The organism is Coprococcus sp. AF38-1 (assembly GCF_003603945.1).
GTDB classification, from domain to species: Bacteria; Bacillota; Clostridia; order Lachnospirales; family Lachnospiraceae; genus Coprococcus; species Coprococcus aceti.
In genome coordinates, this window is sequence record NZ_QVGO01000001.1 from 210,434 (window position 1) to 231,713 (window position 21,280).

Sequence of the window (21,280 nt, forward strand, 5' to 3'; positions counted from 1 at the left end):
CACGATAAATCCTTTCATTTTTCAGCTGCTGCCATATCGCAGAGAGCTTGGTACTCTTCATCGGAATATCCATCAATGGAATCGACAATTATATCGACCTTGTAATATTCCGCACGTTCACGCTGATATGCAAGGAACTTTCTGATGCACTCTGCATAAACACTTTCCATCGTAGAGCTGACCGCAGGATTGGCTTCAAGGAAATCTTCCACAAGGGAATCGTCCATTGTTCTCTGCTTCACGATTTCCACAATATCTACCTTGTCTTTATCAGCCTGTTTGAGATAACCGTATTTATAAATATCAGGGGACAAACACATATCACAACTTCCTTTCTTTGTAAAATCTCCAAGAACCATTCGCTTTACCAACGGACGGCTTCAACGTGTTCTCACTTGCTATATGTAAGGTTTAAGGGAAAAACGGATTTACACCACGAGCATCTTTTTACAACGCAGGAAGTTCGAGATAATCCAAAAGCCGTTCAGAACGTCCACAGGCGGTCTGTAATGCTTTCTGTAGTGTTTGTGATGAATTTTAGCAGATAGCTTTCAGAAGCCCTCAGAATGGCTCTGAGAAGCTTTAGAAACGACATACACAAACAGTGCTATTTATAAGCAATCACATAACGATGATATGAAATAACATAGGTATATATCAAAAAGAACAGCTTTCCTCATAGAAATCTATATAGAATGCTATATAGCAAGTGAAATAATAGAAAGCTAATAGAAATCTATATAGATATTTATATATAGCAATCTATATAGAAAATAAGATATAGAAGTCTAATAGAAAGCTATATAGTTATCTATTAGAAGTCTAATAGAAGTCTAAATCATAGAATACATAGTCTAGTTAGAAATCTATATAGAATGCTATTTAGAAGTCTAATTTAGATAATAATAATTACTCATAGACATTCGTAATTATTATTATCTAGCTGTCTTAATTTATTTCGTGTATTCTGTGATTTACTTCGTGTATTCTATGGTGCAGTCTATGAACCAGCATTCTCCGGTGTCACGAAGTCTAAGTGCGTCTATGATGCAGTCTATGAGATTAACAGCAATGTGCAAGTCTACTGAAAGTTGTGTCTATGGTGCTGTCTGTGAGATAAGAAAGCGATTTCGCTTTCAGCGACAAGGGAGTAGCCCTTGACCCCTGCTCTTTGAGAGAGGGCGTGCTGTGTCATCGACTTCTATTCCTGTCCCAAAGACTGCAACCTCACTTGACATCGCAAACCATAGACAGAAGGGACACCTACCTCACAGACAAACAGTCGCTGAGCCAGAAGGCGAAGCACGAAGCGTAGCTTCGTTTGAGAAGTCTATGGTATAGAAGTCGCTAGAAGTCTATATCATAGATTTCTAGTAGAAGTCGAATGTTCGATGTCTATTGGAATGCGATATGTTCGACAGCGAAATAGAAGTCTATGGAATTTGTATAGCAACCGGACAATAAAACTGATAGGAGAGGACTGGAATGTCCGGCTATGATATAGAAGTCTATAGATATAAGAGGGCGTTTTTGAAGAATGGCGAAATTGCATTGTTTTCGGAAAAGCGAGTAGTCATACTGTGACTACTAACGTGTTCATACTGTGACTACTTACTTGTGGGTGTAGCGATTTTTTCAGAAAAGTCAATAGTCATAGTGTACAAAAATGGATTCATCAATGATAACGGATATTATACAGATTAACAGTTGACAAATGTACACTACTATGCTATAATAATATCAGAGGTGAACAGATGTTTGTCATCTCTGACATATAGATACAAGGGAGAAATGGCATGGCAGAAGAAATCACAGTCGGAAAGACAAAGGATTTTGACATGACTTTCGAGCAACGAGAACGGTATCTGAGAGAAACTGAAAAGGAAGAAATGCGAAAAAGAAAGCAAGCTGAAAAGTCTGCATACAGCAGATTTGCCCAGCAGAACATTGACAGGCTTGATGTTCTGATGAAGATTGCAGATTCTCCGTTGGCAACAAGAATTTATCTTTTGATTGTGAAGAAGATGAATCAGAAAAACGCACTGGTCACTTCTTATCAGTTTTTCATGGAATACTTTGGTGTTTCCAAGTCTTCGGTAAGGAGAGCAATCTCTTTGCTAGAATCAGAAAACATTCTGCAAATTAAGAGAAGCGGCGGTGCAAGCGTGTACTTGCTCAATCCTGATGTGGTATGGAAAGGCAAAGGAAATCAGGTACAGTATTGTGAGTTTGAAGGAAACATTATCCTTACAAAGAAAGAATGGGGTGATAACGATGAAAAATAATCGGATATTGCTTCCAGATGGGACATTTCAGGAACGGCAGTACGAGAATGCTCTTATCATGGAGCATGGTTATCAGGAACGCTACGAAGAGTTGCTGATGAATGACACAAGGGAAGGCATGGTACTGGCATTCATTATTTCCAAAATGGACGATGAAAACGAGCTTGTATGCAGTCTTGACACGATTGCACAGGCACTGCATTACTCAAAAGCTTCTGTAGCACGAGCAATTCGGTTGTTCCGAGAGCGATACACAGACCTTGTGACAATCGGAAAAGTTGGAAACACAAGCCGTTTCACCATCGACCGCAACAGATGCTTCAAAGCATAAGGAGAGATGTAAATGTTGACAATTACAGAAAAAGACGGAGCAACAATTATCACAATTGAGAATCCGTCTGCATCAGAGCAGGACATCATAAAGAAAGCAAAAAACGCCCAGCGTGTTTCAGCGTGGGTAAATGGAGCGAGCAAGGCACAGCCTGCAAAAGCTTCAACGCCTTCGACAACTTCTGCACCAGCTGCTGAAAAGCCTTCCAGCTGGGGAAAGCCGAAACAAACAAATGCGGTTTCCGGTTGGAAGCCAGTTGCACAAAGCCCTGCGAAAAACAATCAGCTTACGGAACAGCAGCTTTCCGAACTTGGAAACCTTGGGGATTTTGAAGAAATCATCTCAGAGGGAGAGCTTCCGTTTTAAGCGTAGAAAGGAGAGAAAAAGTTGTTTTTTGATAATCCTATCGAAAACAGAAATCGGTATAAGCCAAAAACAGTTCGTTCTTCCAGCAATTTGAAACAGGCAATTCTGTATGGCATTATTGGCGTACTTTGTTTGTTGAGAATCCGACAACTTTGGCTGTTCGCAATCATTTTCTTTGCCTGTATGGGTGTTTCTATCTGGCTGTATATCAGACACAAAAGAAAAGAAGAAAAGCTTGACGACATTATCAACGGTTTTGCAGAAGAAGATGATGACACAGACCGGAACGAATTGCTCCAGAGAGCTGATATGACAAAAATGTCATCAAAAGACCGTAAGCAGAGAAAGCAGGAGTACGGACAGTTTCTGGAAAATCTGGAACACGAACTCGGCGACTTCGATGAATATGAAGAGTATGACGAAGACGAGGTGGACGAATGAGCAGAAAAACATATCCAACGATGATTCTGTTTGGTGTCAAAGGACACAAGAAATGCCTTGTCGGGTATCATAACAAAATGCTTGGCGGTATCAGTGTGGCGATTTGTGAATATGCCGGAGCAGAAGAAGACGATGCAAAAATTGACTTAGCAGATATTGAAGGGCAATGGTCAACACTGCATTTCTGCAACAAAGAAGCACTGGATAAGTTCGTGCATTTCTTTGAAAATGTGCAGGAAAAGTGGGACGTGCTTTCCAAAGATACGCCGACAGAAAAGAAACCGGAAGTTCAGAAAAAACAACACAAGCCATACTTGGACTGTGTTGCTGAACTTGAAAAAATCGCAGAAAGGAATACGGAAGAATGAAAACGATTTTTATTACGGAAAAGCCGTCTGTTGCTCAGGAATATCGTAAAGTGTTACAGATTCAGAGCCACGAGAAAACGGACGGTTATATCGAAGGCTATTCCCCTGTTCTGAAAAAAGATGTCATTATCACATGGGCGGTTGGTCACTTGATTGGCATTTCTTCTCCGGAAGAGCAAAATCCGGAATGGGGTGGCAGATGGAGTACAGATAAACTGCCGATGATTCCTCGGCAGTTCAAGTATGAACCACAGAAATCTACATACAAGCAGTTCAAGATTGTAAAGTCACTGTACACCAGAAAAGATGTTGGTGCAATTTACTACGCAGGTGATAGCGGACGAGAAGGAATCTACATTCAGGCTCTTATCCGAAATCAGATTTTTAAGACTGCACCGAAGCTTGATGAACGTGTTGTTTGGATTGACAGTTACACAGAAGAATCAATTCTGGGTGGAATCCGAGATGCAAAGCCATACAACAGCTATCAGCATATGGTTGACAGCGGTTACGCACGAGCAATGTCAGACTGGCTGATTGGAATGAATTTCACAGAAGCGTTTACATTGACCAGTGGCAAGACACTCAATACAGGTCGTGTTATGACACCAACGCTGGCAATGATTGTGCAGCGTCAGAAAGAAATTGAAAATTTCACGAAGACCTACTACTATGGAATCAAGGCTGGAGAAAATATCTTCTGGAAAGCAGAAAAGAGAAGTCGCTTTTTTGAGAGTGACGACCTGTACAATGAAAACGGTTTTCTGAAAAAGGAAAAAGCAGATGCTCTGGTTACTGAACTGATGCAAGACCAGAAGCTGACAGTCGAAGATGTAAAGGTGCAGCAGAAGACAGAGTATGCACCGTATCTGTTCAACCTTGCAGACTTGCAGGCGTATTGTTCAAAGACTTACAAAATTTCTCCGGCAAACGCACTGTCGATTGCTCAGAGCCTTTACGAGAAAAAGTTTACAACCTATCCCCGAACAGATTGCCGTTTCCTTTCATCTGCGGTTGCTGTTGAACTGAAATCAAAGGGGTACAATGTTCCTCAGAGATACATTGATGACAGCAAAGTGACAGACCACTATGCTATCATTCCGACCTTTCACGGAAATGCTTCGATGCTGTCCGGACTGGAAGAAAAAGTGTATCAGGCAGTTCTTAAACGCTTCATGGACACGATGAAACCACCGTTTGTCTATGATGCAGTTTCTATCACATATCTGCATTCCAACAAAGAACGATTCTTCGATTCATTCCGAAAAATCAAGCAGACTGGATTCAAGGAATCTGTCAATGAAGAAGATGTGGCAGACAGAGAAGTTCCGTTAAAAGGCAACACGATTCCGGCAATATTTACACTCAGAAATCTGGAAACAAAACCACCTGTTGCTTACACGACTGGTACACTTGTCATGGCAATGGAAAAAGCCGGAAAGCTGATTGAAGATGAAGAACTTCGAGAGCAGATTAAGACTTGTGGCATTGGCACATCGGCAACCAGAGCTGCCATCATCGAGAAGCTACAGGACAAAGGCTTTATTGATGTTGACAAAAAGCAGAAAGTTTCTCCAACTGAGTTCGGTAAGGCAGTCATTCCGATTGTAGAACGATACGATGAAGCTCTTATCAGTCCTTTGAAAACGGCAGACATGGAAGCAAAGCTGAATGCAGTTGCATCTGGAGAGCTTGCGTTTCCGGAGTACATGGAAATTGTCAATCAGTATGTGGCTGACACGACCAAGAAAATTATTTCCGGCAACAAAGAAAATCTTGCCGGATTTGGCAAGAGTGGTTCGAGCAACACATACGATTGCCCTGCTTGTGGCAAGCAGTTGAAGTTCGGAAGATACGGTTGGTATTGTGACTGTAAGTTCTCATTCGGGCTGGAAATCTGCGGACACAAAATGAAAGAAACTGACCTTGCAGATTTGATTGCCAAAGGCAAAACCAAAGCGTACACTTTCAAGTCTAAGGCAGGAAAAAGTTTCAAGGCAAGACTGCTTTTGGATAAGCAAAATCACAAAACAACCTTTGAGTTTGTGGACACGCCTCAGAAGAAAACTGCTGCCGGAAAATCTTCCGAAAAAGCAAAGAGTTCTGGAAACAGCTGGGGCAATTCCAAACCGTCAAGCGGTTCTTCCGGCTGGGGAAAATCATCTGGCTGGGGTAAAAAGTAAACGTAATAACTGCCACAAAAAATTATCGTGGCTCTTATAAATTATAATTTTCACGAAGGAGTTTTTCAAAATGAACAAGAAAGAAATGATTCGCAAGGTAGCAGAGAAGAACAACATGACTAAGGTTCAGACCGAGGCTGTCATCAATACTTTTCTGGAAGAAATTGAAGAGTGTGTCGCCAGTGGTGACAAGATTACTTTTGTTGGCTTCGGCACATTCACACCTGTCAAGAGAGCAGCACGAACTGCTACCAATATGTATACCAATGAAACGATTGAAGTTCCGGAAAAGATTGTTCCGAAGTTCAATGCTGGGACTATTTTCAAGGAAAAGGTTGCATCTCACAACGCCTAACCACAACTGCATAAAGAAAATAACAAAGTGAAAGAGCAGGGCGTTGCAGAATCAAAGCGATGCCCTGTTTTCTTTATGTGAAATCTGAAAGGAGACATTCATGTCACTGCACGATTTTTTGATTGTGATTTGTGTGTATGGAATCCCTCTCGGCATCTTTGTTTGGTATAAATTTTTTCGGGCAGAAAAAGAATATCCGCCACTTGATTTTGTTCAGGCAATGAGTATCATTGAACGACTGAATCTGAATCAGAATCGTTTGAAAAGCATCGAAGATTTACTCACATCATCTCAGTTGTGCGATGATGAACACGAGCAAAACATCAAGTGTGTTTGGAGCAGTGCCGAGAATAAAGAAGGGTACACATTCACACTGAATGAAACAGCAAATCACTTTACTGATATGGCTGTTGAGGAACGAGAAAAGCTTCGCTCGGAGATTGTTTCTGACATCGACCTTTTGTGCGATTTAAGACGTAACGGCATAACGGAAACAGTAACGCAAAGGGAAGAAGAACCACCAGATTCAGAAGAAATTAAAACGGAAGGGGAGTGCGAAGATGAGCCAGTTGAAGCAGTACCCAGACAATGGATATGAGATTGATTACGACTTCAACAATCCTGCTCTTTGCAAAGTCAACGGTGTCATTTACAGCTACTGTACACAGTGCGGAACGTACATCGGCTGTGAAACAGATACAAACTGGTATAAGCTGATAAAGCAGGAGTGTTGTCCGAGCTGTCGAGAGAAAATTATTCGGGAGCAAACAGCAATCCGGCAGAAGAATTTTCGGAAAAGAAATCGTGAAGAAAAGCGTCTGGTCAAACAGCAGAACACGCTGCTGAAACAAGAAAACAAGTTGCTAAGAGAAGCAGTCATGGCTCTGCGTGATGACGTGGAACGGCTGAAAGCACATCAGGAACGAGCTTGCTGAATACGGAATACAGTCCGACAGAAAGAGGGAACAGGAAAAATTCACCTGTTCTCTTTTTTGTGCTTTCTTTTCTCCGAGGACAGCCTGAAAGCATCTTTAAGTATACCTTGCTATACCTGTACCTATGTAGAAACCACCAAAAACATTCCATTTTACATACCCCTTTCATGTCAAGATACATACATATTAAAAATATAGGGCAGTACGATGCTGTTTTTCCCTTAAACCTTACATATAGAGGGTAGAGGGTATAGATATATACCTGCGGAAAGGCGGTAAGCAGACCGAATGGCACAATTCAGTAAATACTCGCCTGCCAGCATTGGACGACTGTTCTTACACAACAACCGTATGCAAAATGACGGCGTTGTACACAGCAATGAATCCATCGACAATGAACGAACTTACCAAAACTATCACTTCAAAAAAGGGACACCGGAAGATGTCAAGGAGCGATTGTCAGAAGTGTTTATCGCAAAAAAACGAAACAACACAACTGTGGTTGGAGAGTTCGTTGTGACACTTCCGAAAGATGTCAAAGACGAAGATGAAAGAGATTTTTTTCAAGCCGTTTATGATTTTTATTGCAATGACCTTGGAGAAGAAAACATTGTCAATGCAGTTGTTCACAAAGATGAAACGACACCGCATATGCACTTGGATTTTGTTCCAGTGTTGAAAGGTGAGCAGCCACAGTTCACAAGCAATGAATGCTTGAAGTCGCTGGAAGATTGGAAGGCAAACCACGGCGGTGAAATGCCGACCGAAAGAATCTGCTGCAAGGATTTGATTTCCCGAAAATATCTTTCAACGATGCACCAGCGACTGAGTGATTATGTTCAAAGCTATCTGGGATATAAGACAGAAATTTTGAACGGTGCAACGAACGGTGGCAACAAAACTGTTCTCCAGATGAAAGTTGAAAGTCTGAAAAAACAAATCGGACAAATGGAAGAGCAGAAGGAGCATCTAGCAAAAGAACTGAACTCTATGCTGACAGTTGCAAAGAATTATGGAATTGAAAAAAACGACATCGGAATTTATCCGTTGCTGCAAAGAATTGCAGACCTTGAAAATCAGAATGACGTTCTAAAAAGTCTGATTACCAGACAAGGGTACTCGTGGAAAAAAGACGAACTTGTTGCAATGCAGGCAAAGAAATATGTTCCTGCAAAAGCAACTCCGGTGAATTTCTACAGCGGTTCACTTGTGGACGCTGAGATAGAAGATGATGCAATCGTCATCATCGAACTTCCGAATCAAACTCCACGTCCTTCGCCTCAGCAAAAGTTTTTGGACGAAGACATGGATTCGGAAAGACAAGCATTGTTTGCACGTTCCTCGTCCAGACCTATCACGGTTCGACCGTCCAGAACCAGCAAAAGAAGTTTGGTTTTCATTAAGACAGATAGTCCAAAGGAAACGATGGAAAATCTGATTCTGCTGGAACACCAACTGAAAGCTATGGACTGCAAAGGTCGCCGTGTTTACATGGACAAAATGGAAACCGATGAATACGACCTTGCTCGTGCGATTCTGGAAAAGAATCACATTGAAGCATCTTACTTCATTCATCTGGAAGATGAAAAGGAAAAAGCAAACGATTCACAGGAACAAGCACAGGAAAAAGCATAACCGAAAGGAGAAACTGCAATGGCATTTATGAAGAAAGCCCCTGCAAAGAAGAATACCAAAGGTGGAGAAAACACACCTGCAAAGGCAAGAAAAAAGCCGATGAAAATTGCTCGCACTGCACAGGAAATTATCGACTTCGATTATATCACCGAAGACGGCATCATCATTTCCGGCAACTACTACAGCAAGCTTTATAAACTGATAGACAGTAACTTTGTTACTGAACCGGAAGATAAACAGGTTGATTATCTGGTCAACTACACAAAGCTGATGAACCGCTTCCCTGATAATGTGGATATTTCCGTCATCATTATCAATGAACGCAACACAAAGGAAGACATCACAGCGGCTTATCATCTGAAAGAAGCTGGCGATGGTCTGGACGAATATCGTACTGACTATAACCATATCATCGACAAGAAAATCGAAGAGGGTCACAACGAAATCAGCAAGGAAAAATACATCATGCTTACCATTCGTACTGCCAACGGTTTGTCTCAGGCAGAGATGGAATTTAACTCCGCAGATGTTTCCTTACAGGAAGCTGTAAAGACCATTAACAAGGTCGGCGTGAAACAGCTGGACGCAATCGACCGTCTGGCAGTAATGCAGAAGATTCTTCGTGGCTCTGACTGCGTTCCGTTCCACAAGGAATATGAGCGTTACTTTGCAAAGCACAAAGACGATGAAGGCAACGAAAAGCTGTCCCTCGATTTGCCTGCTCTTAGAAAATCCGGTGTGTCTGTCAAGGACTTGATTGCACCGCAGGTAATTGCAAAGACAAGACAGTGCATTCAGCTTGACGATGAAAGATACTGCAAGAGCTATGCTTATGCAAACCTGCCTCAGCAGCTGGACACTTCGTTTCTTACCAACGTAACCAATCTTCCTTATGAGATGGTAACGGTAATTCAGTTCAAGCCTGTTCCTCGTAAGAAGGCTCTCCAGCTTGTAAAGATGCAGAACACTTCTGTAAAGGCTGACGTTATCAAAGCTTCTCAGCAGGCGTATAAGAGTGGTTACTCCACCGACCTTATCAATGAGGATTTGATTCAGGCAAGAGAAGATGCTGGTAAGCTTCGTCATGATGTTGTAAACGAAGGCAAGAAGCTGTTCTTCGCTACAATGGTTGTTTCTATCTTCGGCAAGGACGATGAAGAAATCAAGAACATCACAGCTCAGTACACAGCGAAGTGTGCAGACTATTCTGTTACACCTTCTTATCTGATTGGACAGCAGGTCGCAGGTCTGAACACAGCAATCCTTTGTGGCAACAGCAAAGTGATTATCGACCGTATGCTGACATCAGATAACGCCTGTGCATTGTTCCCATTCAACATTCAGGAGCTGACAGATAAGAAGGGACACTTCTACGGCTCGAATGCAATCTCCAAGAACATGGTTATGTACGACCGTAAGCGTTCTCGTCTGGCGAACGGACTTATCTTTGGTCAGTCTGGTTCTGGTAAGTCCTTCATCACAAAGGGCGAGATTATCCCGAACCTGCTCGATGGCAACGATGACATGATTATCCTCGACCCTGAGAACGAATATCATGTTGTTGCAGAACACTTTGGGGGCAGAACCATCGACCTTGAATTGAAGTCTCAGTATCACATCAATCCTTGCGATATGGCAATGGAATGGGACGACCCGAAGGCTACTCCGCTGGCTGAAAAGTGCGACTACATGGTAGGTCTGGTTGAATCTATTCTGGGTAAAGGCAGAGAGTGCAACATCTATGAGACAAATGCAATTCATCGTGCCTGCACTCGTATGTATGAAGACTACATTGAAGAGATGACACGCCGCCACAGAGATGGCTGTGAAGAAGGACAGTCTGACGAACTGGACACTGAAATTTGTCCGACACTGGTTGAGTTCTACAATGAACTGATGGCTGACGGTACACAGGAAGGCACTAAGGTTGCACTGGCTGTTGAGCAGTATTGCATTGGTAACTACAACGTATTTGCTCATCACACCAACATTGAAGGACACAGCAGACTGACAATTTACAACCTGCTCTATCTGCCGGAAAAAATGACAGAGATGGCAATGAAGGTGTGCCTGTCGAACATCTGGACAAAGATTGTCAAGAACCGTGAGGAAAACGAAAAGTATCACACTGGTAAGGCTATCTGGGTGTACCTCGATGAGTTCCACCATTTCTTCAAAACAGAAAGCTCTGCTTCTACGGTAATGGCTTACTACAAGCGTGTTCGTAAGTACGGCGGTATCATGACAGGTATCACACAGGACGTTGCCGACTTGCTGTCCACCAGACAGGGTACTGCAATGTTCAACAACACAGGTTTCTTCATTTTCCTGAACCAGTCTCCTATCGGCAGACAGCAGCTCCAGAACCTGTACGGCATCTCTGATGCACTGATTGATTACATCAAGGATAAGCCTTCTGGTACTGGTCTGATTTACAACAACTCGGTAATTATTCCGATTGACTATAAGCTTCCGACTGATAGTGAACTGTATCACATCATGTCCACAAACCCGAACGATGAAGCAAGAAAAACAGCTATCAAACGCAAGGCAAATGAAGAGTTTGATGGTGAAAAAGAAGACGAAGAATAAGTGCTGATTTGTAAGCAAGACACAGCCTATTGGAAGAAATTGGCAGTGTTTATTTGAACTGATATACCCCTTGTAAACCCTTGAATGTGTTATAATTTATGATGTACTCGTTCCCTGATTTCTTATGCGGAACAATGATATATCGTGGCACATTTAAGGGCTTTGCAATAACTAGAGATTGCAAGGACGATGTGCGTTTCTTATAGCCTAATCTGGCGTGTTTTCCAGAAACACCATCGGAACTGAATAAGGAGAGTGATTAGATGAAGCTTAACAAAGATGAAATGGAAGCGTTCCTCAATGATGTTCCCTTTTACAAAAACAATGAATGTTTTTGTCTCGGCAAAACGCTTGAAGACGCAGGAAAGATTTTGAAGCAGTTAGCAGATGAAAACGAGAGAAGAAAGGGTGACACCAATGTGGCAATGGATACTAGAAACTTTGACGAGAGCTGTAAGGTCGATTCCTCTAACAAAGGACATAGCGAGCATTGAAAAGGACGATGTAATATCCAATGTTTGTCTGTACTTATGTGAGCATCAGGACGTTGCAAAAGACATTTACGAAGGCAAGAAAGCTTCAAGCCTGTATCAGCTTGCGAAATTTGAAATTTACGAGCTGAGAAGTAAGATGTTTTTCAACAATAAAGCTGAACTATCACAGTATCAGAGAATAATGGCGGTTTGTGAGCAATATCGCATCGACCCAATTCCAAAAAATGCTTATAAGATTGCAGCGATATTAAATGACCGAAATTTCAGTATTTCTGGAGTGGCAGCACTTCTTTCCAACGACACGCCTTTGCATAAAGGCTATAGCAGATGGGAAGAAAGTCTTGATGCCCTTAGAGATAAAGAGATTGAAGATAAGAACCAGAAATAATCAATAAAAGGTGATAAGACAAATGGAAAACAGATACATTGACTATACTGGTGAAGCAATGATTACAGTCCCGAAGCGGAAGCTCTATACAGACAGCGAAGGCTTTCCGAATGAGAATGCTTTTCGTGATTTTGCAGAGCATCTTACGGCTGAATACTATCTTGCTTGCATCAGCGTAGACGTGACCAGAAGCAATGAGAAAAAAGGGTATGGATTTGGTTCTCGTGTGTTAAGAAAAGCATTTCTTCAATTGAGAGACAATTTTTATATTTTCCGAATCAGTGGCAATAAATTCAATTTGTTTGTCACGGAGAATGAGTTCTCAAAGTTGAAGAATATGCTGGAATCAGGAAACGAGGATTTTTTTACAGTCTACTATGGAATTGTAGAAGACACCTATGTAACCAAAGAGAACTACACGAAGCTCTGCGAACGTGGCAAAGAAATGATGTACCACTATAAAGCAGAGAAAATTGGAAAGGCATATACAGATGCCAGAGATGATGTGATTGTCGGAAACAAAGGTAACACCCCAGCTGACTTGCAGGAAACAGATACCTGTAAGTACAGAGAAACAATGTGGTATGCCACAGTACATCTGGAAGAGACTGAGCCAGCTGCCAGAACGGTGACAGCATATGTGTTCCCGACTGAATATAAAGAAAGTCTTGCATCTCTGAATATGGTCGTTGTTGTTGATGACTTCGTAAAAACACGAATCTACAGCGGCACAAGTGTCAGCTTCGGATTTGATGGTATGAAATTTATGATTTCTTCCAGATTCGACAATGAAGGACATATGAATGTGTCCTGCTTCGGAGAGCGAGAAAACAAAGGACAGTGTGACATCACGATTGATGTGCATGAGGGAAACTGTATTCCTGCTTCCTTCGGAAAACGTGTCAAGCGTGGCGTTTCTCTGTTCCCTGTAAAGCCAAACACCAGAGGCACATATGAATATGCCCTTTGGAATGATAATGAAAAAACAGCCGAATATCAGGAATCCGGACTGATTGCCATAGATGGAGCAGACTACGAAGTTCATGCGGATAAAGTTGCAATCAATCTGGTTCGCCAGTGAAAGGAGTATACATGAGAAAGTTGACAGAGCTGTCTACAGACAGTGATTTTGAAGAGTTTTCAACCATCTTGTCCAAGCTTCATGATTCTCACGCAGTAATTACCATGAAACAGGCAGTACAGCGAAAAGATGGTGAATATAACTATGTAGACTTACAGCAGACCGTAACAGAAAACCGGACTACCGTGCAGATTAACGGACAGTTTGTATTCATTACACTGCACAATTCCAGAAGAAAGAGTTCTCAGAAGGCAAGAACTATGTGGAACACTGTTTTGCAGAGAGGCACGAACCAGTTCAAGAAAGGCGAAGCAAACGATTATATCTTCGTACTGGATATGTGTCGTTCTGAACTGGATAAAGGAACTGCTTACTGTTTGTCTGCGTTCCAGCCGATTTTCATGTCTGGAGAAGGTGATTCCGACCTGTCATTTGTCTTTTCGTTGGAAAGCGTTGCTTGCGGAATCGAAAGTGTGTCAATGTATGACATTGAATACGAGCTGGAAAATGAAGAAGAAAGCAGCATCAACACCGATGCAGACGAAGGCGATTATTCTGATGAGCCGGACGATGCAGACGAAAACTACGATGCAAATGATGATTTCCTGAATACAGATATGTTTACCAATCCACAGTAACAGTAACGTATGAAAGGAGCGTGAAATTGCGTGGCAATCGAATTTTTTAACTTTGGTGTGAATGCTACATCAGAGGTTGCAAGCAAATTGCAGAAGATTGCAAATAACGAAGTCCAAAAAGAAACTGACGAAATGTTCGGCAGACTTCATGAGGACTATATAAAAGAACAAGAAAGAGAAGACGCTGCAAAGAAAAAAGCTGATTACAACCCTTACGAAGATGAGGAACGTCAGCAGGAACAAAAGCAGCGTGGTGGTTACAATCCGGACGACTATGAGCGTGTTGCTTTCTCCGGAGCTGTCGGTGCAAAGAATCAGGCTTTATACTTTGCACAGTACATGAAAGACCAAGGCGTAAATGATGTCGTGGTATCTCCGGTCAAAATCAACGGCGAATACATGGTGGAAATTCCGAAAACTGCTATGATTCGTGAAAAGATTGAACCGGAGCAGGAACAGCCTACGGTAACAAAGCTGAATCATGATGAGCAGGATTTCCTTCGCAGACAACTGGAGAATGTTGCTGCACAGGAAGAGGCAAAAAAGCCGAAGCCAGCTGAACCGGAAATGACGGAAGCTGTTACAGATGTTACCGCAGAACCACAGCAGGCAGCAGCCCAACCTGTTCCGGAAGCAGAACCTGCCTATAGCGAGCCGGACACTTACGAAAGTTCTTATACGGAGCATACTGATACAGCAGAGCCTGTATATGACCAGAATATTCCAGCAGCAGACCCGATGCAGGCAGAAACTACAGAAAATGCTCAGGTTGAGGCAGAATCCGTTGCACCTGCTCCGGAAAACAGCTATAACAGCTCATTCGGCATGGAAAGTACGTCTTCTACAGAACCTTTTTCTGCATATGGAGATGTTCAACCAGATGAAGCTGTTGATTATGGTTCGACACAGCACAATGATAACACAGGGTACATTCCCAAAGGTTTAGAGCCAGATTTCACATCACAGCAGACAACGGTTGCAGATAAAGCTACAGCAGAGCCACAGGAAGCAAAAACGAATCCGTTTTCCAATGAGCCTGTTTTTATGCCGAGTACAGCTCCAGAGCCTGTACATACAGACAGTCAGTCTCAACCATCTCCTTCTTATTCTGGGTACACTTCAAGTTTTGAAGAAACATCAGCAGAATCGCAGAATACAGCATCAACTACTCCGTACAGTGATTTTTTGAGTAATTACGACAACATGAAAACGCTGGAAAGAATCGTAGAAACTGGTGAAGTAAGAAATGATAATGACCGCAGAATCATGCAAGAGTTTGTGGCTTTGACAAATAATTCTTTTGGCGGTGCGGTTTCTGCTGCTGAAAGTGTCAATTTGACACAGCAAAAAGAGCCTGAGATGACATCGGTTCGACTGAACGAAAATGAGAAATCGTTTGTTCAGAAGAGCATGGATTCTACGCTTATGGGGCAGTTTCTGGAAGACCGCCCTGACGTTGCAGAAGCAATGGAAACGATTCAGGAAAAAGGAAAAATCACCACTCCGCATGAACGACAGATGTTTCTGGACTATCAGAATGCTATGCACGATATTGCGACTGAATTTCATGCGAAGACTGGTACAGAGTGGGATTCTAACAGCAGTTTAGAAGCAAAGAGCTTGGCAAGCAAGGCAAGCTTTATGAGGACGGAAAGTGCTGTTCAGTCACTGAATCAAAAGTTTCAGGCTGATGACAAACATGGTGCTTCTACAAAGCCGCAGGAACATTATCGAAATGTAGCAAAATCTGCGGAACAGTTGATTGCAGACTTTACAGAAAAGACAGATATAGATGTCAAGCAAGCTGGCGTTCATGGGCAATCTGATAAGAGCAAGGAAATACAGGAACTTCGTGATGAACAGGAACAGGGTGGACTGCGAGCTGTTGAAAGTGAAGAGCAGAAGCTGTTCACATATACGTTTGGACAGATGGGACTGTTCGGCAAAACAGTCAATAAGAGCATCAATGCTGTAAACGACCTTGCAAAGTACAGTGCTGTAGCGACCAATAAGCGAATCTTTGAAGAGGCTACACTTCGACAGGAAACATTTGAAAGAAGCAGCTCTTCAATGCGACTGGGTGCGGCTCAGAAAAATCGTGGCATTGGCAAGGCAATTGTCTTTGGCAATGATATGGTTGTAATCAACGGCGAAATTGTTACTGATGAAAAAATCAGGGGCAAGGTGCTGGCTGAACATCATAAGCGTGTTGCACAGTCGGCACAGATTTTGCAGGAATCTGCTCGAAGAAAAGAAAAGGTAAAAGAAAAGCAAGGGGAATACGATGATGCGTACAAAGTAAAGAAAGACAAATATTATGCTACACATCAAGAGGAACTTGCTGACTTTGCGAAGCAGGAGAAGAAACGTAAGGACGCTTTCGACAAGAAAGAAGACAAGCGATATGCCGACTTTATCAAAAGTGGCAGAAATCCGGACGAATTTATTCGCCGTGAGTATCAGGCAAGAGGCTTCTATAAAAAGAAGAAGAAAATTGCTACAGAACATATCAGTGAGAAGCAGGAGAGAATGGTTCGTAATGCACAGACCATTCAAAACAACCTGTATCGGCAGGAATATGCTGCTCCAGTCGTTACGAAGTCTGGCTTCCGAGATGGTGGTTCTCTGGACGAGATTAAAAACACCATCAACACAGGTGCAATTGCACTAGGAGCATCTGTAACAATTGCATTGTCACAGCCGGAGCTTGACTTTATCCGGAAGAATAAGTCTTCGTTTACCGCCGAACAGAGAAAAGTGCTGGAAAAGGTGATGAGAGGTGAAAGCATCTCGGTATATCACCAGAAAAAAGTGCTGTCTGAATGGTCAGAGACTATGAAACACGCTGCGGAAACAGGCAAAATCAAATTGTCTGATGATGATGCGGAAGTGCTGAAATCCCTTGGCAATAAGGTGAAGCTGTCTGACGGTGAAAAAGCTATTTTCGCAAGATATGACAAGTTTGCTCAGAACTTGAAGAAAGACCTTAATCTTGATTTTATTGCAGGTGGCATTACAAGAGCTGATGTCTTGAAAATCAATGAGGCGTTTCTGAAAAGAGCAGAGAACAAAGGCTATCAGTTTATCACTGCTACAGGCAAGTTTGATGTGGCAGCACTGGGTAATCTTACAGCAAAGCAACTGAAAGAACTGGGAATCAGCAACAGCACTAGAAACGCACTGATGCAGTTAAATAATCCGAAAGCATGGGGAGCGTTGGATATTGGTGTTGCCGCAAAGCTGGCTCAGAAAGGTATGTCTGGAGCTACAAAGCTTGCTGGCAATGATGAAGATATGCGAGCTATGATAAGCGGTGGTACAAAGACTTACAGATATGCAAGAAAGACCACTGACGGCGTAAAGAATACCGTCAAGGCGATTCAGAAGCATCAAGATGCAATGAAAGCAAAGTTTGCCAATGTAAAAAAGACAAACAGGCTGAAAAATGTAGATTCTGTAAAACCACCGAAAAAGAAGCCGACAACAAAGAAAGCCGCAAAACCGAATCCGAAGCGTAACGAAAGATTTCTTGCAAAGCAGGAAAAAAAGTTGGCTCGACTGCAACGCTCTGAAAACAGCGTGTTTGGTAAAGCAAGAGGCAAAATCAACGGTATCAAAGCAAAGTTTATGAACAGCAAGGTCGGTATGCTGGTGCAGAAAGTACAGGCAGGCGTTTCAAAGGCAATGCTGGTAATTGGTAAGTATGTGGCAATTGGCATTTTGTTTGTTGCGACAGCCTTGACCATGTTCGTTGTTGTGATGACTATTATTGAATCTTTCACCAACTTCCTTGCAGCAAAGACCTACAAAGATACTGTATGCTATAAGCTGTATGAATCGCTGGAAGAACAGGAAACCTCATGGAAAGACACGATTGTTGACTATGAAGGTTTGTGGGACGATAAAGCAAATGTAACCTATGGCACAAAGGGCATGAGCTATTCCGACTATTTGAAGCGTTTTGACAATCTGCTTGAAGCTGACACTCAAATCGCTATCAATCCGTGGCATCAGAAAGATGCTGTGGCATCATTGTCAAACAACACCAAGTATCTTACTTATCTTGATGCTTACAATGGCGAAAAAGAGCTGAGAATGACTGCAAATGCGAACCTTTATGGAAAGCTCAGTCCCAGTGCCGATGAAGCAGTGTACTATTCTTCAACAGAAAGCGGACACACCAGCAATATCAAAGATATTATCTCTATGACTGATGTAATGTACCAGTTTGAAACAGATGCAAATTCTGATAAAGAATTAGGCGATGTTCTGGGAATGTCTCCTGCGGAATTGAATTGGGAAAACTTCAAAAACAGATTCACCGGATTTTTCAAGATGTTAGGAAATAACATCAGCGAGTTTGTCAAAAATTTGTTTGGTGGCAAAGAAGATACTGAGCCGAATTACATTACATGGGCAGATGCTTCTGGAACAACCTTTAGTTACAAAACATTGCAGAACTATACTGCAACGCTGTTTTCTGCATCACATCAGCAGACGTGGGATTACACAGTGAAATATTGCAGTCGCTTGGGTAATCCTACTGTAAAGGTGAACGGTTCAATTGAAACGATTGATAAGCTGTCTGAGAGTGAAGCAGCAGAGCTGGGCTATTGCACGAATCCAAAAGTAGAAGATTTCTACGTTGGTATTGAAAGAAGTTCGGACGACAGCCCTCAGCCTTATATCATTGGCTCTGACTTCAAACGCTATTACACCAATCATGCAGGTGCTTTTGATATTACTGTTGATACGAACAAAAACCTTAACGGCAGTAAGAACGACCTGTGTTTATGGTCTGGTATGACGAGTAACAAAACAACATTTGATGCAGTTGTTACTTGGATAAGCAATCACAGTGGCAAGTGTTGGAGCAGCAAGACTGTTAATCCGAGCAGTGCTAGAATCAGTGGTGGTATATTCAATTACAACTTGCAAAACAAAAATGGCAAATGGTTCGATTCTGAAAGTGGTGCGAAAACAGATATATCGAACAAATTGAGAAGCTATCGAGATACATACCATTTGCCAGATGACGCTTATCACATTTACCGAGAGGAAGGAGATTACTCTGTCACAAGACTAACAAAAGATTTTGCGACCAAAAGTAATTCCAACCCGAATGTTGGCACATTGAAAACCAATGTAGTTCAAACATCGTCCAAGCAGGAAAAAAGATGTGTATACATACAAAATGCCACAAAATACACAACCGGAAACGGCTATGTGTATGAGCAAGGCGGAAAAGCAGAAGTTCCCATTCTTGATTATACAGATAGCACACATTTGATTATAGATAAGACAAACGATACTTGGAAAGACGAAGTGTCAGCAGAGCAGACAAATTACAATAACATTAACGGAAAAGAGAAAGCATATTTTTATATGCCAATTCCGAAAAATGAAGACGTGAATGATTTTGCCAATAACTATTTGAAAGATAGCTCTGGTAACTACCTAACGATTGATAAAATATATCAAAAAGTGAAAAATCGTTATCAGGCAGGCGGTAATGTGTATCATATCAACACTACTTTTGTTACAAATTACATGAGCTGGGACGACCTTAATTACATGATTGGCAGAGTGTTGACGGCGAGAGGATATACTGGACAATCGTATCAAGATGAATACGATTTGCTCACAAGCGTAATCTGGTATAGAGTTGCAATTCAAGTGAATACAAACATTAAACAATATAAAAAACAGTATCGCTATGAGAATGGCTCTATTGAGATATACCGAGATAGTACAACTACTCTGACAAGAAAGTGTAAGGGACATTCTTACCAGTATTGTGGCGGTCATCTTGGTGTTATCTCCAGAGGCAACGTATTCTCCATGACAAACGAACAGCTTGCACTTGTTGGCACATACAACGAAGATTATCAGTTCCCTGTTCAGATGGATTGGTCTGATGACAGATATGATGAAATTCGTGGCAAGGTGATTACGGATAAAGTGAACTACAGTGACACTGTTTCTGATGCGGCTTGGTCTGGTGGCAGTGAAACACCAGCATCTGATGTACAAGGAAGTTATATGGGACACAGCTATGGACTGAACTTGTATGTGGAAGGTGGCAATTGGAAAGAAGGCTTCCATGTTGTTGGTGAATCCGACAGTGAAGAAAATAAGCAGTATCTATGCCGAGACATCTTTGACGTTGATGAAATGGTTTTGAAGGGTTCAAACTGCTTTGGTACAAAGGATTGGGACGACTACGAAGGCTGGAATGGTGATAACATGACGCTTGCGGTTTTGAGGCAGACGATGGATTGGCAAGATGTATATGAATTTGACATTCCGACTGAACTCGGTGCAAAAGTCCTGTGTCAGGAAGACATTGATAAAATCGTAGATGCTTTGAAAAAGAAGTACGGTTCAAGCTTTAATGACAGCAGAGAACAGGCGGTAAGAATTGCTCTTAGCTGGGTCGGCAAGGCTCATTACAATGATGAAGATGGACATAATCATGGTCTGGTTCAGAGCTATTGTGTAGCTGCTGACAGAAACTTTAATGCAAACTGCACTGCCGGAACAGCATGGGATTTCATTCGTATGTATTCTTCATGGACAGGACAGACAGCAACTCAGAGCAACACGATTGATAACTCGAAGGCAATCAAGTCTCCGAGTGCAAGCTTGTATTTGCCAGCGGACATTATCCGTCATGTCAGAAGCGTTAGTGCTGGAGCATTGGTGAGCAGCGATAATGTAAATATTGATGCAAATGATGTGAATGAAATCAACAATTCTGGCTCAAACGAAGCACTGCTGATGATGAAGAGAGATTTGGCAGTTGTTTACATCGGTGAACTGAACGAAGATTTGGAATTGTCTGATGGTACAACCATTAAAGCAGGACAGTCTTTGACGGTAGACCTTAGTCCGAACAAAGATATTGGCACGATTTATCTGCGTAGAACCGATGCAACGTCACTTTGCAATATCGGTAAAACAAAAACATACTACTATGTGAAGAATCCTGATGGCAAGACTTGGCTTTATCGTTTTGATTGTGACAAGTACAAGGCATTTGAGGAAGCTCGTAAAGAAAAATAAGCAATAATGTTGCAAGGCAGTCCTTGTGGAATCATTCCACAGGGGCTGTTTTGTTTTTCCCTTAAACCTTACATATAAAGGGTAGAGGCATCGTTATGCCTGTTTACAGAAAGAGGTGCTTCT

Annotated in this window: 17 protein-coding genes; 16 read left to right on the forward strand and 1 reads right to left on the reverse strand. The window is 42.1% G+C overall.

Annotated elements, in window-relative coordinates; genetic code table 11:
* Positions 1-14: 14 nt before the first annotated feature.
* Positions 15-320: a hypothetical protein gene (locus DW025_RS00925; protein ID WP_119998199.1), complete on the reverse strand. Its 306-nt coding sequence runs from the start codon at positions 318-320 to the stop codon at positions 15-17.
* Positions 321-1,796: 1,476 nt separating this feature from the next.
* On the opposite strand from DW025_RS00925, the gene DW025_RS00930 reads away from it, so the two are divergent.
* The 16 genes from DW025_RS00930 to DW025_RS01005 all read left to right on the forward strand — a co-directional run bounded on the left by DW025_RS00930 (position 1,797) and on the right by DW025_RS01005 (position 21,157).
* Positions 1,797-2,285 (forward strand): replication/maintenance protein RepL, encoded by a 489-nt coding sequence (locus tag DW025_RS00930; RefSeq protein WP_119998201.1) that lies wholly within the window; start codon positions 1,797-1,799, stop codon positions 2,283-2,285.
* On the forward strand, positions 2,275-2,616 hold the full coding sequence (locus DW025_RS00935) for a hypothetical protein (RefSeq protein WP_119998202.1): 342 nt from the start codon (positions 2,275-2,277) through the stop codon (positions 2,614-2,616). Before DW025_RS00930 ends, DW025_RS00935 begins: the two co-directional genes overlap by 11 nt.
* Positions 2,617-2,628: 12 nt before the next feature.
* The gene (locus tag DW025_RS00940; protein ID WP_119998204.1) at positions 2,629-2,982 is read left to right on the forward strand and encodes a hypothetical protein; all 354 of its coding nucleotides are present in this window, start codon (positions 2,629-2,631) and stop codon (positions 2,980-2,982) included.
* A gap of 21 nt (positions 2,983-3,003) precedes the next feature.
* The gene (locus DW025_RS00945) at positions 3,004-3,423 is read left to right on the forward strand and encodes a hypothetical protein (RefSeq protein ID WP_119998206.1); all 420 of its coding nucleotides are present in this window, start codon (positions 3,004-3,006) and stop codon (positions 3,421-3,423) included.
* Positions 3,420-3,791 (forward strand): hypothetical protein, encoded by a 372-nt coding sequence (locus DW025_RS00950; RefSeq protein WP_119998208.1) that lies wholly within the window; start codon positions 3,420-3,422, stop codon positions 3,789-3,791. The genes DW025_RS00945 and DW025_RS00950 overlap by 4 nt, the downstream gene beginning before the upstream one ends.
* Positions 3,788-5,974 (forward strand): type IA DNA topoisomerase, encoded by a 2,187-nt coding sequence (locus DW025_RS00955; RefSeq protein ID WP_119998210.1) that lies wholly within the window; start codon positions 3,788-3,790, stop codon positions 5,972-5,974. Before DW025_RS00950 ends, DW025_RS00955 begins: the two co-directional genes overlap by 4 nt.
* 70 nt (positions 5,975-6,044) lie before the next feature.
* Complete coding sequence (locus DW025_RS00960) at positions 6,045-6,329, forward strand: HU family DNA-binding protein (protein ID WP_119998212.1); 285 nt, start codon at positions 6,045-6,047, stop codon at positions 6,327-6,329.
* Between the two features lie 100 nt (positions 6,330-6,429).
* On the forward strand, positions 6,430-6,927 hold the full coding sequence (locus DW025_RS00965; RefSeq protein WP_119998214.1) for a hypothetical protein: 498 nt from the start codon (positions 6,430-6,432) through the stop codon (positions 6,925-6,927).
* Positions 6,890-7,264: a hypothetical protein gene (locus tag DW025_RS00970; protein WP_119998216.1), complete on the forward strand. Its 375-nt coding sequence runs from the start codon at positions 6,890-6,892 to the stop codon at positions 7,262-7,264. The genes DW025_RS00965 and DW025_RS00970 overlap by 38 nt, the downstream gene beginning before the upstream one ends.
* Before the next feature lie 288 nt (positions 7,265-7,552).
* Positions 7,553-8,899, forward strand: coding sequence for a plasmid recombination protein (locus DW025_RS00975; RefSeq protein WP_119998218.1), 1,347 nt, complete (start codon positions 7,553-7,555; stop codon positions 8,897-8,899).
* Between the two features lie 18 nt (positions 8,900-8,917).
* Positions 8,918-11,491 carry a VirB4-like conjugal transfer ATPase, CD1110 family gene (locus DW025_RS00980; RefSeq protein WP_119998219.1) on the forward strand — a complete coding sequence of 858 codons (2,574 nt, stop codon included), beginning with the start codon at positions 8,918-8,920 and terminating at the stop codon, positions 11,489-11,491.
* A 263-nt stretch (positions 11,492-11,754) separates the two neighbouring features.
* Positions 11,755-11,985, forward strand: a complete 231-nt coding sequence (locus DW025_RS00985; RefSeq protein ID WP_119998221.1) for a hypothetical protein — start codon at positions 11,755-11,757, stop codon at positions 11,983-11,985.
* Positions 11,933-12,373 (forward strand): hypothetical protein, encoded by a 441-nt coding sequence (locus tag DW025_RS14675; protein WP_133302854.1) that lies wholly within the window; start codon positions 11,933-11,935, stop codon positions 12,371-12,373. The genes DW025_RS00985 and DW025_RS14675 overlap by 53 nt, the downstream gene beginning before the upstream one ends.
* A 22-nt stretch (positions 12,374-12,395) precedes the next feature.
* The gene (locus DW025_RS00995; protein WP_119998225.1) at positions 12,396-13,454 is read left to right on the forward strand and encodes a GGDEF domain-containing protein; all 1,059 of its coding nucleotides are present in this window, start codon (positions 12,396-12,398) and stop codon (positions 13,452-13,454) included.
* A gap of 11 nt (positions 13,455-13,465) precedes the next feature.
* A complete protein-coding gene (locus DW025_RS01000) occupies positions 13,466-14,092 on the forward strand; it encodes a hypothetical protein (protein ID WP_119998227.1) in 627 nt (208 codons plus the stop codon).
* A gap of 30 nt (positions 14,093-14,122) precedes the next feature.
* Entirely contained in the window at positions 14,123-21,157 is a 7,035-nt protein-coding gene (locus DW025_RS01005; protein ID WP_119998229.1) for a hypothetical protein, read from the forward strand.
* Positions 21,158-21,280: the final 123 nt, after the last annotated feature.

Coding starts and splice junctions, on each gene's coding strand:
- DW025_RS00925 (WP_119998199.1), bottom strand. CDS start 320: ATGTGTTTGTCCCCTGATATTTATAAATACGGTTATCTCAAACAGGCT.
- DW025_RS00930 (WP_119998201.1), top strand. CDS start 1,797: ATGGCAGAAGAAATCACAGTCGGAAAGACAAAGGATTTTGACATGACT.
- DW025_RS00935 (WP_119998202.1), top strand. CDS start 2,275: ATGAAAAATAATCGGATATTGCTTCCAGATGGGACATTTCAGGAACGG.
- DW025_RS00940 (WP_119998204.1), top strand. CDS start 2,629: ATGTTGACAATTACAGAAAAAGACGGAGCAACAATTATCACAATTGAG.
- DW025_RS00950 (WP_119998208.1), top strand. CDS start 3,420: ATGAGCAGAAAAACATATCCAACGATGATTCTGTTTGGTGTCAAAGGA.
- DW025_RS00955 (WP_119998210.1), top strand. CDS start 3,788: ATGAAAACGATTTTTATTACGGAAAAGCCGTCTGTTGCTCAGGAATAT.
- DW025_RS00960 (WP_119998212.1), top strand. CDS start 6,045: ATGAACAAGAAAGAAATGATTCGCAAGGTAGCAGAGAAGAACAACATG.
- DW025_RS00965 (WP_119998214.1), top strand. CDS start 6,430: ATGTCACTGCACGATTTTTTGATTGTGATTTGTGTGTATGGAATCCCT.
- DW025_RS00970 (WP_119998216.1), top strand. CDS start 6,890: ATGAGCCAGTTGAAGCAGTACCCAGACAATGGATATGAGATTGATTAC.
- DW025_RS00975 (WP_119998218.1), top strand. CDS start 7,553: ATGGCACAATTCAGTAAATACTCGCCTGCCAGCATTGGACGACTGTTC.
- DW025_RS00980 (WP_119998219.1), top strand. CDS start 8,918: ATGGCATTTATGAAGAAAGCCCCTGCAAAGAAGAATACCAAAGGTGGA.
- DW025_RS00985 (WP_119998221.1), top strand. CDS start 11,755: ATGAAGCTTAACAAAGATGAAATGGAAGCGTTCCTCAATGATGTTCCC.
- DW025_RS00995 (WP_119998225.1), top strand. CDS start 12,396: ATGGAAAACAGATACATTGACTATACTGGTGAAGCAATGATTACAGTC.
- DW025_RS01000 (WP_119998227.1), top strand. CDS start 13,466: ATGAGAAAGTTGACAGAGCTGTCTACAGACAGTGATTTTGAAGAGTTT.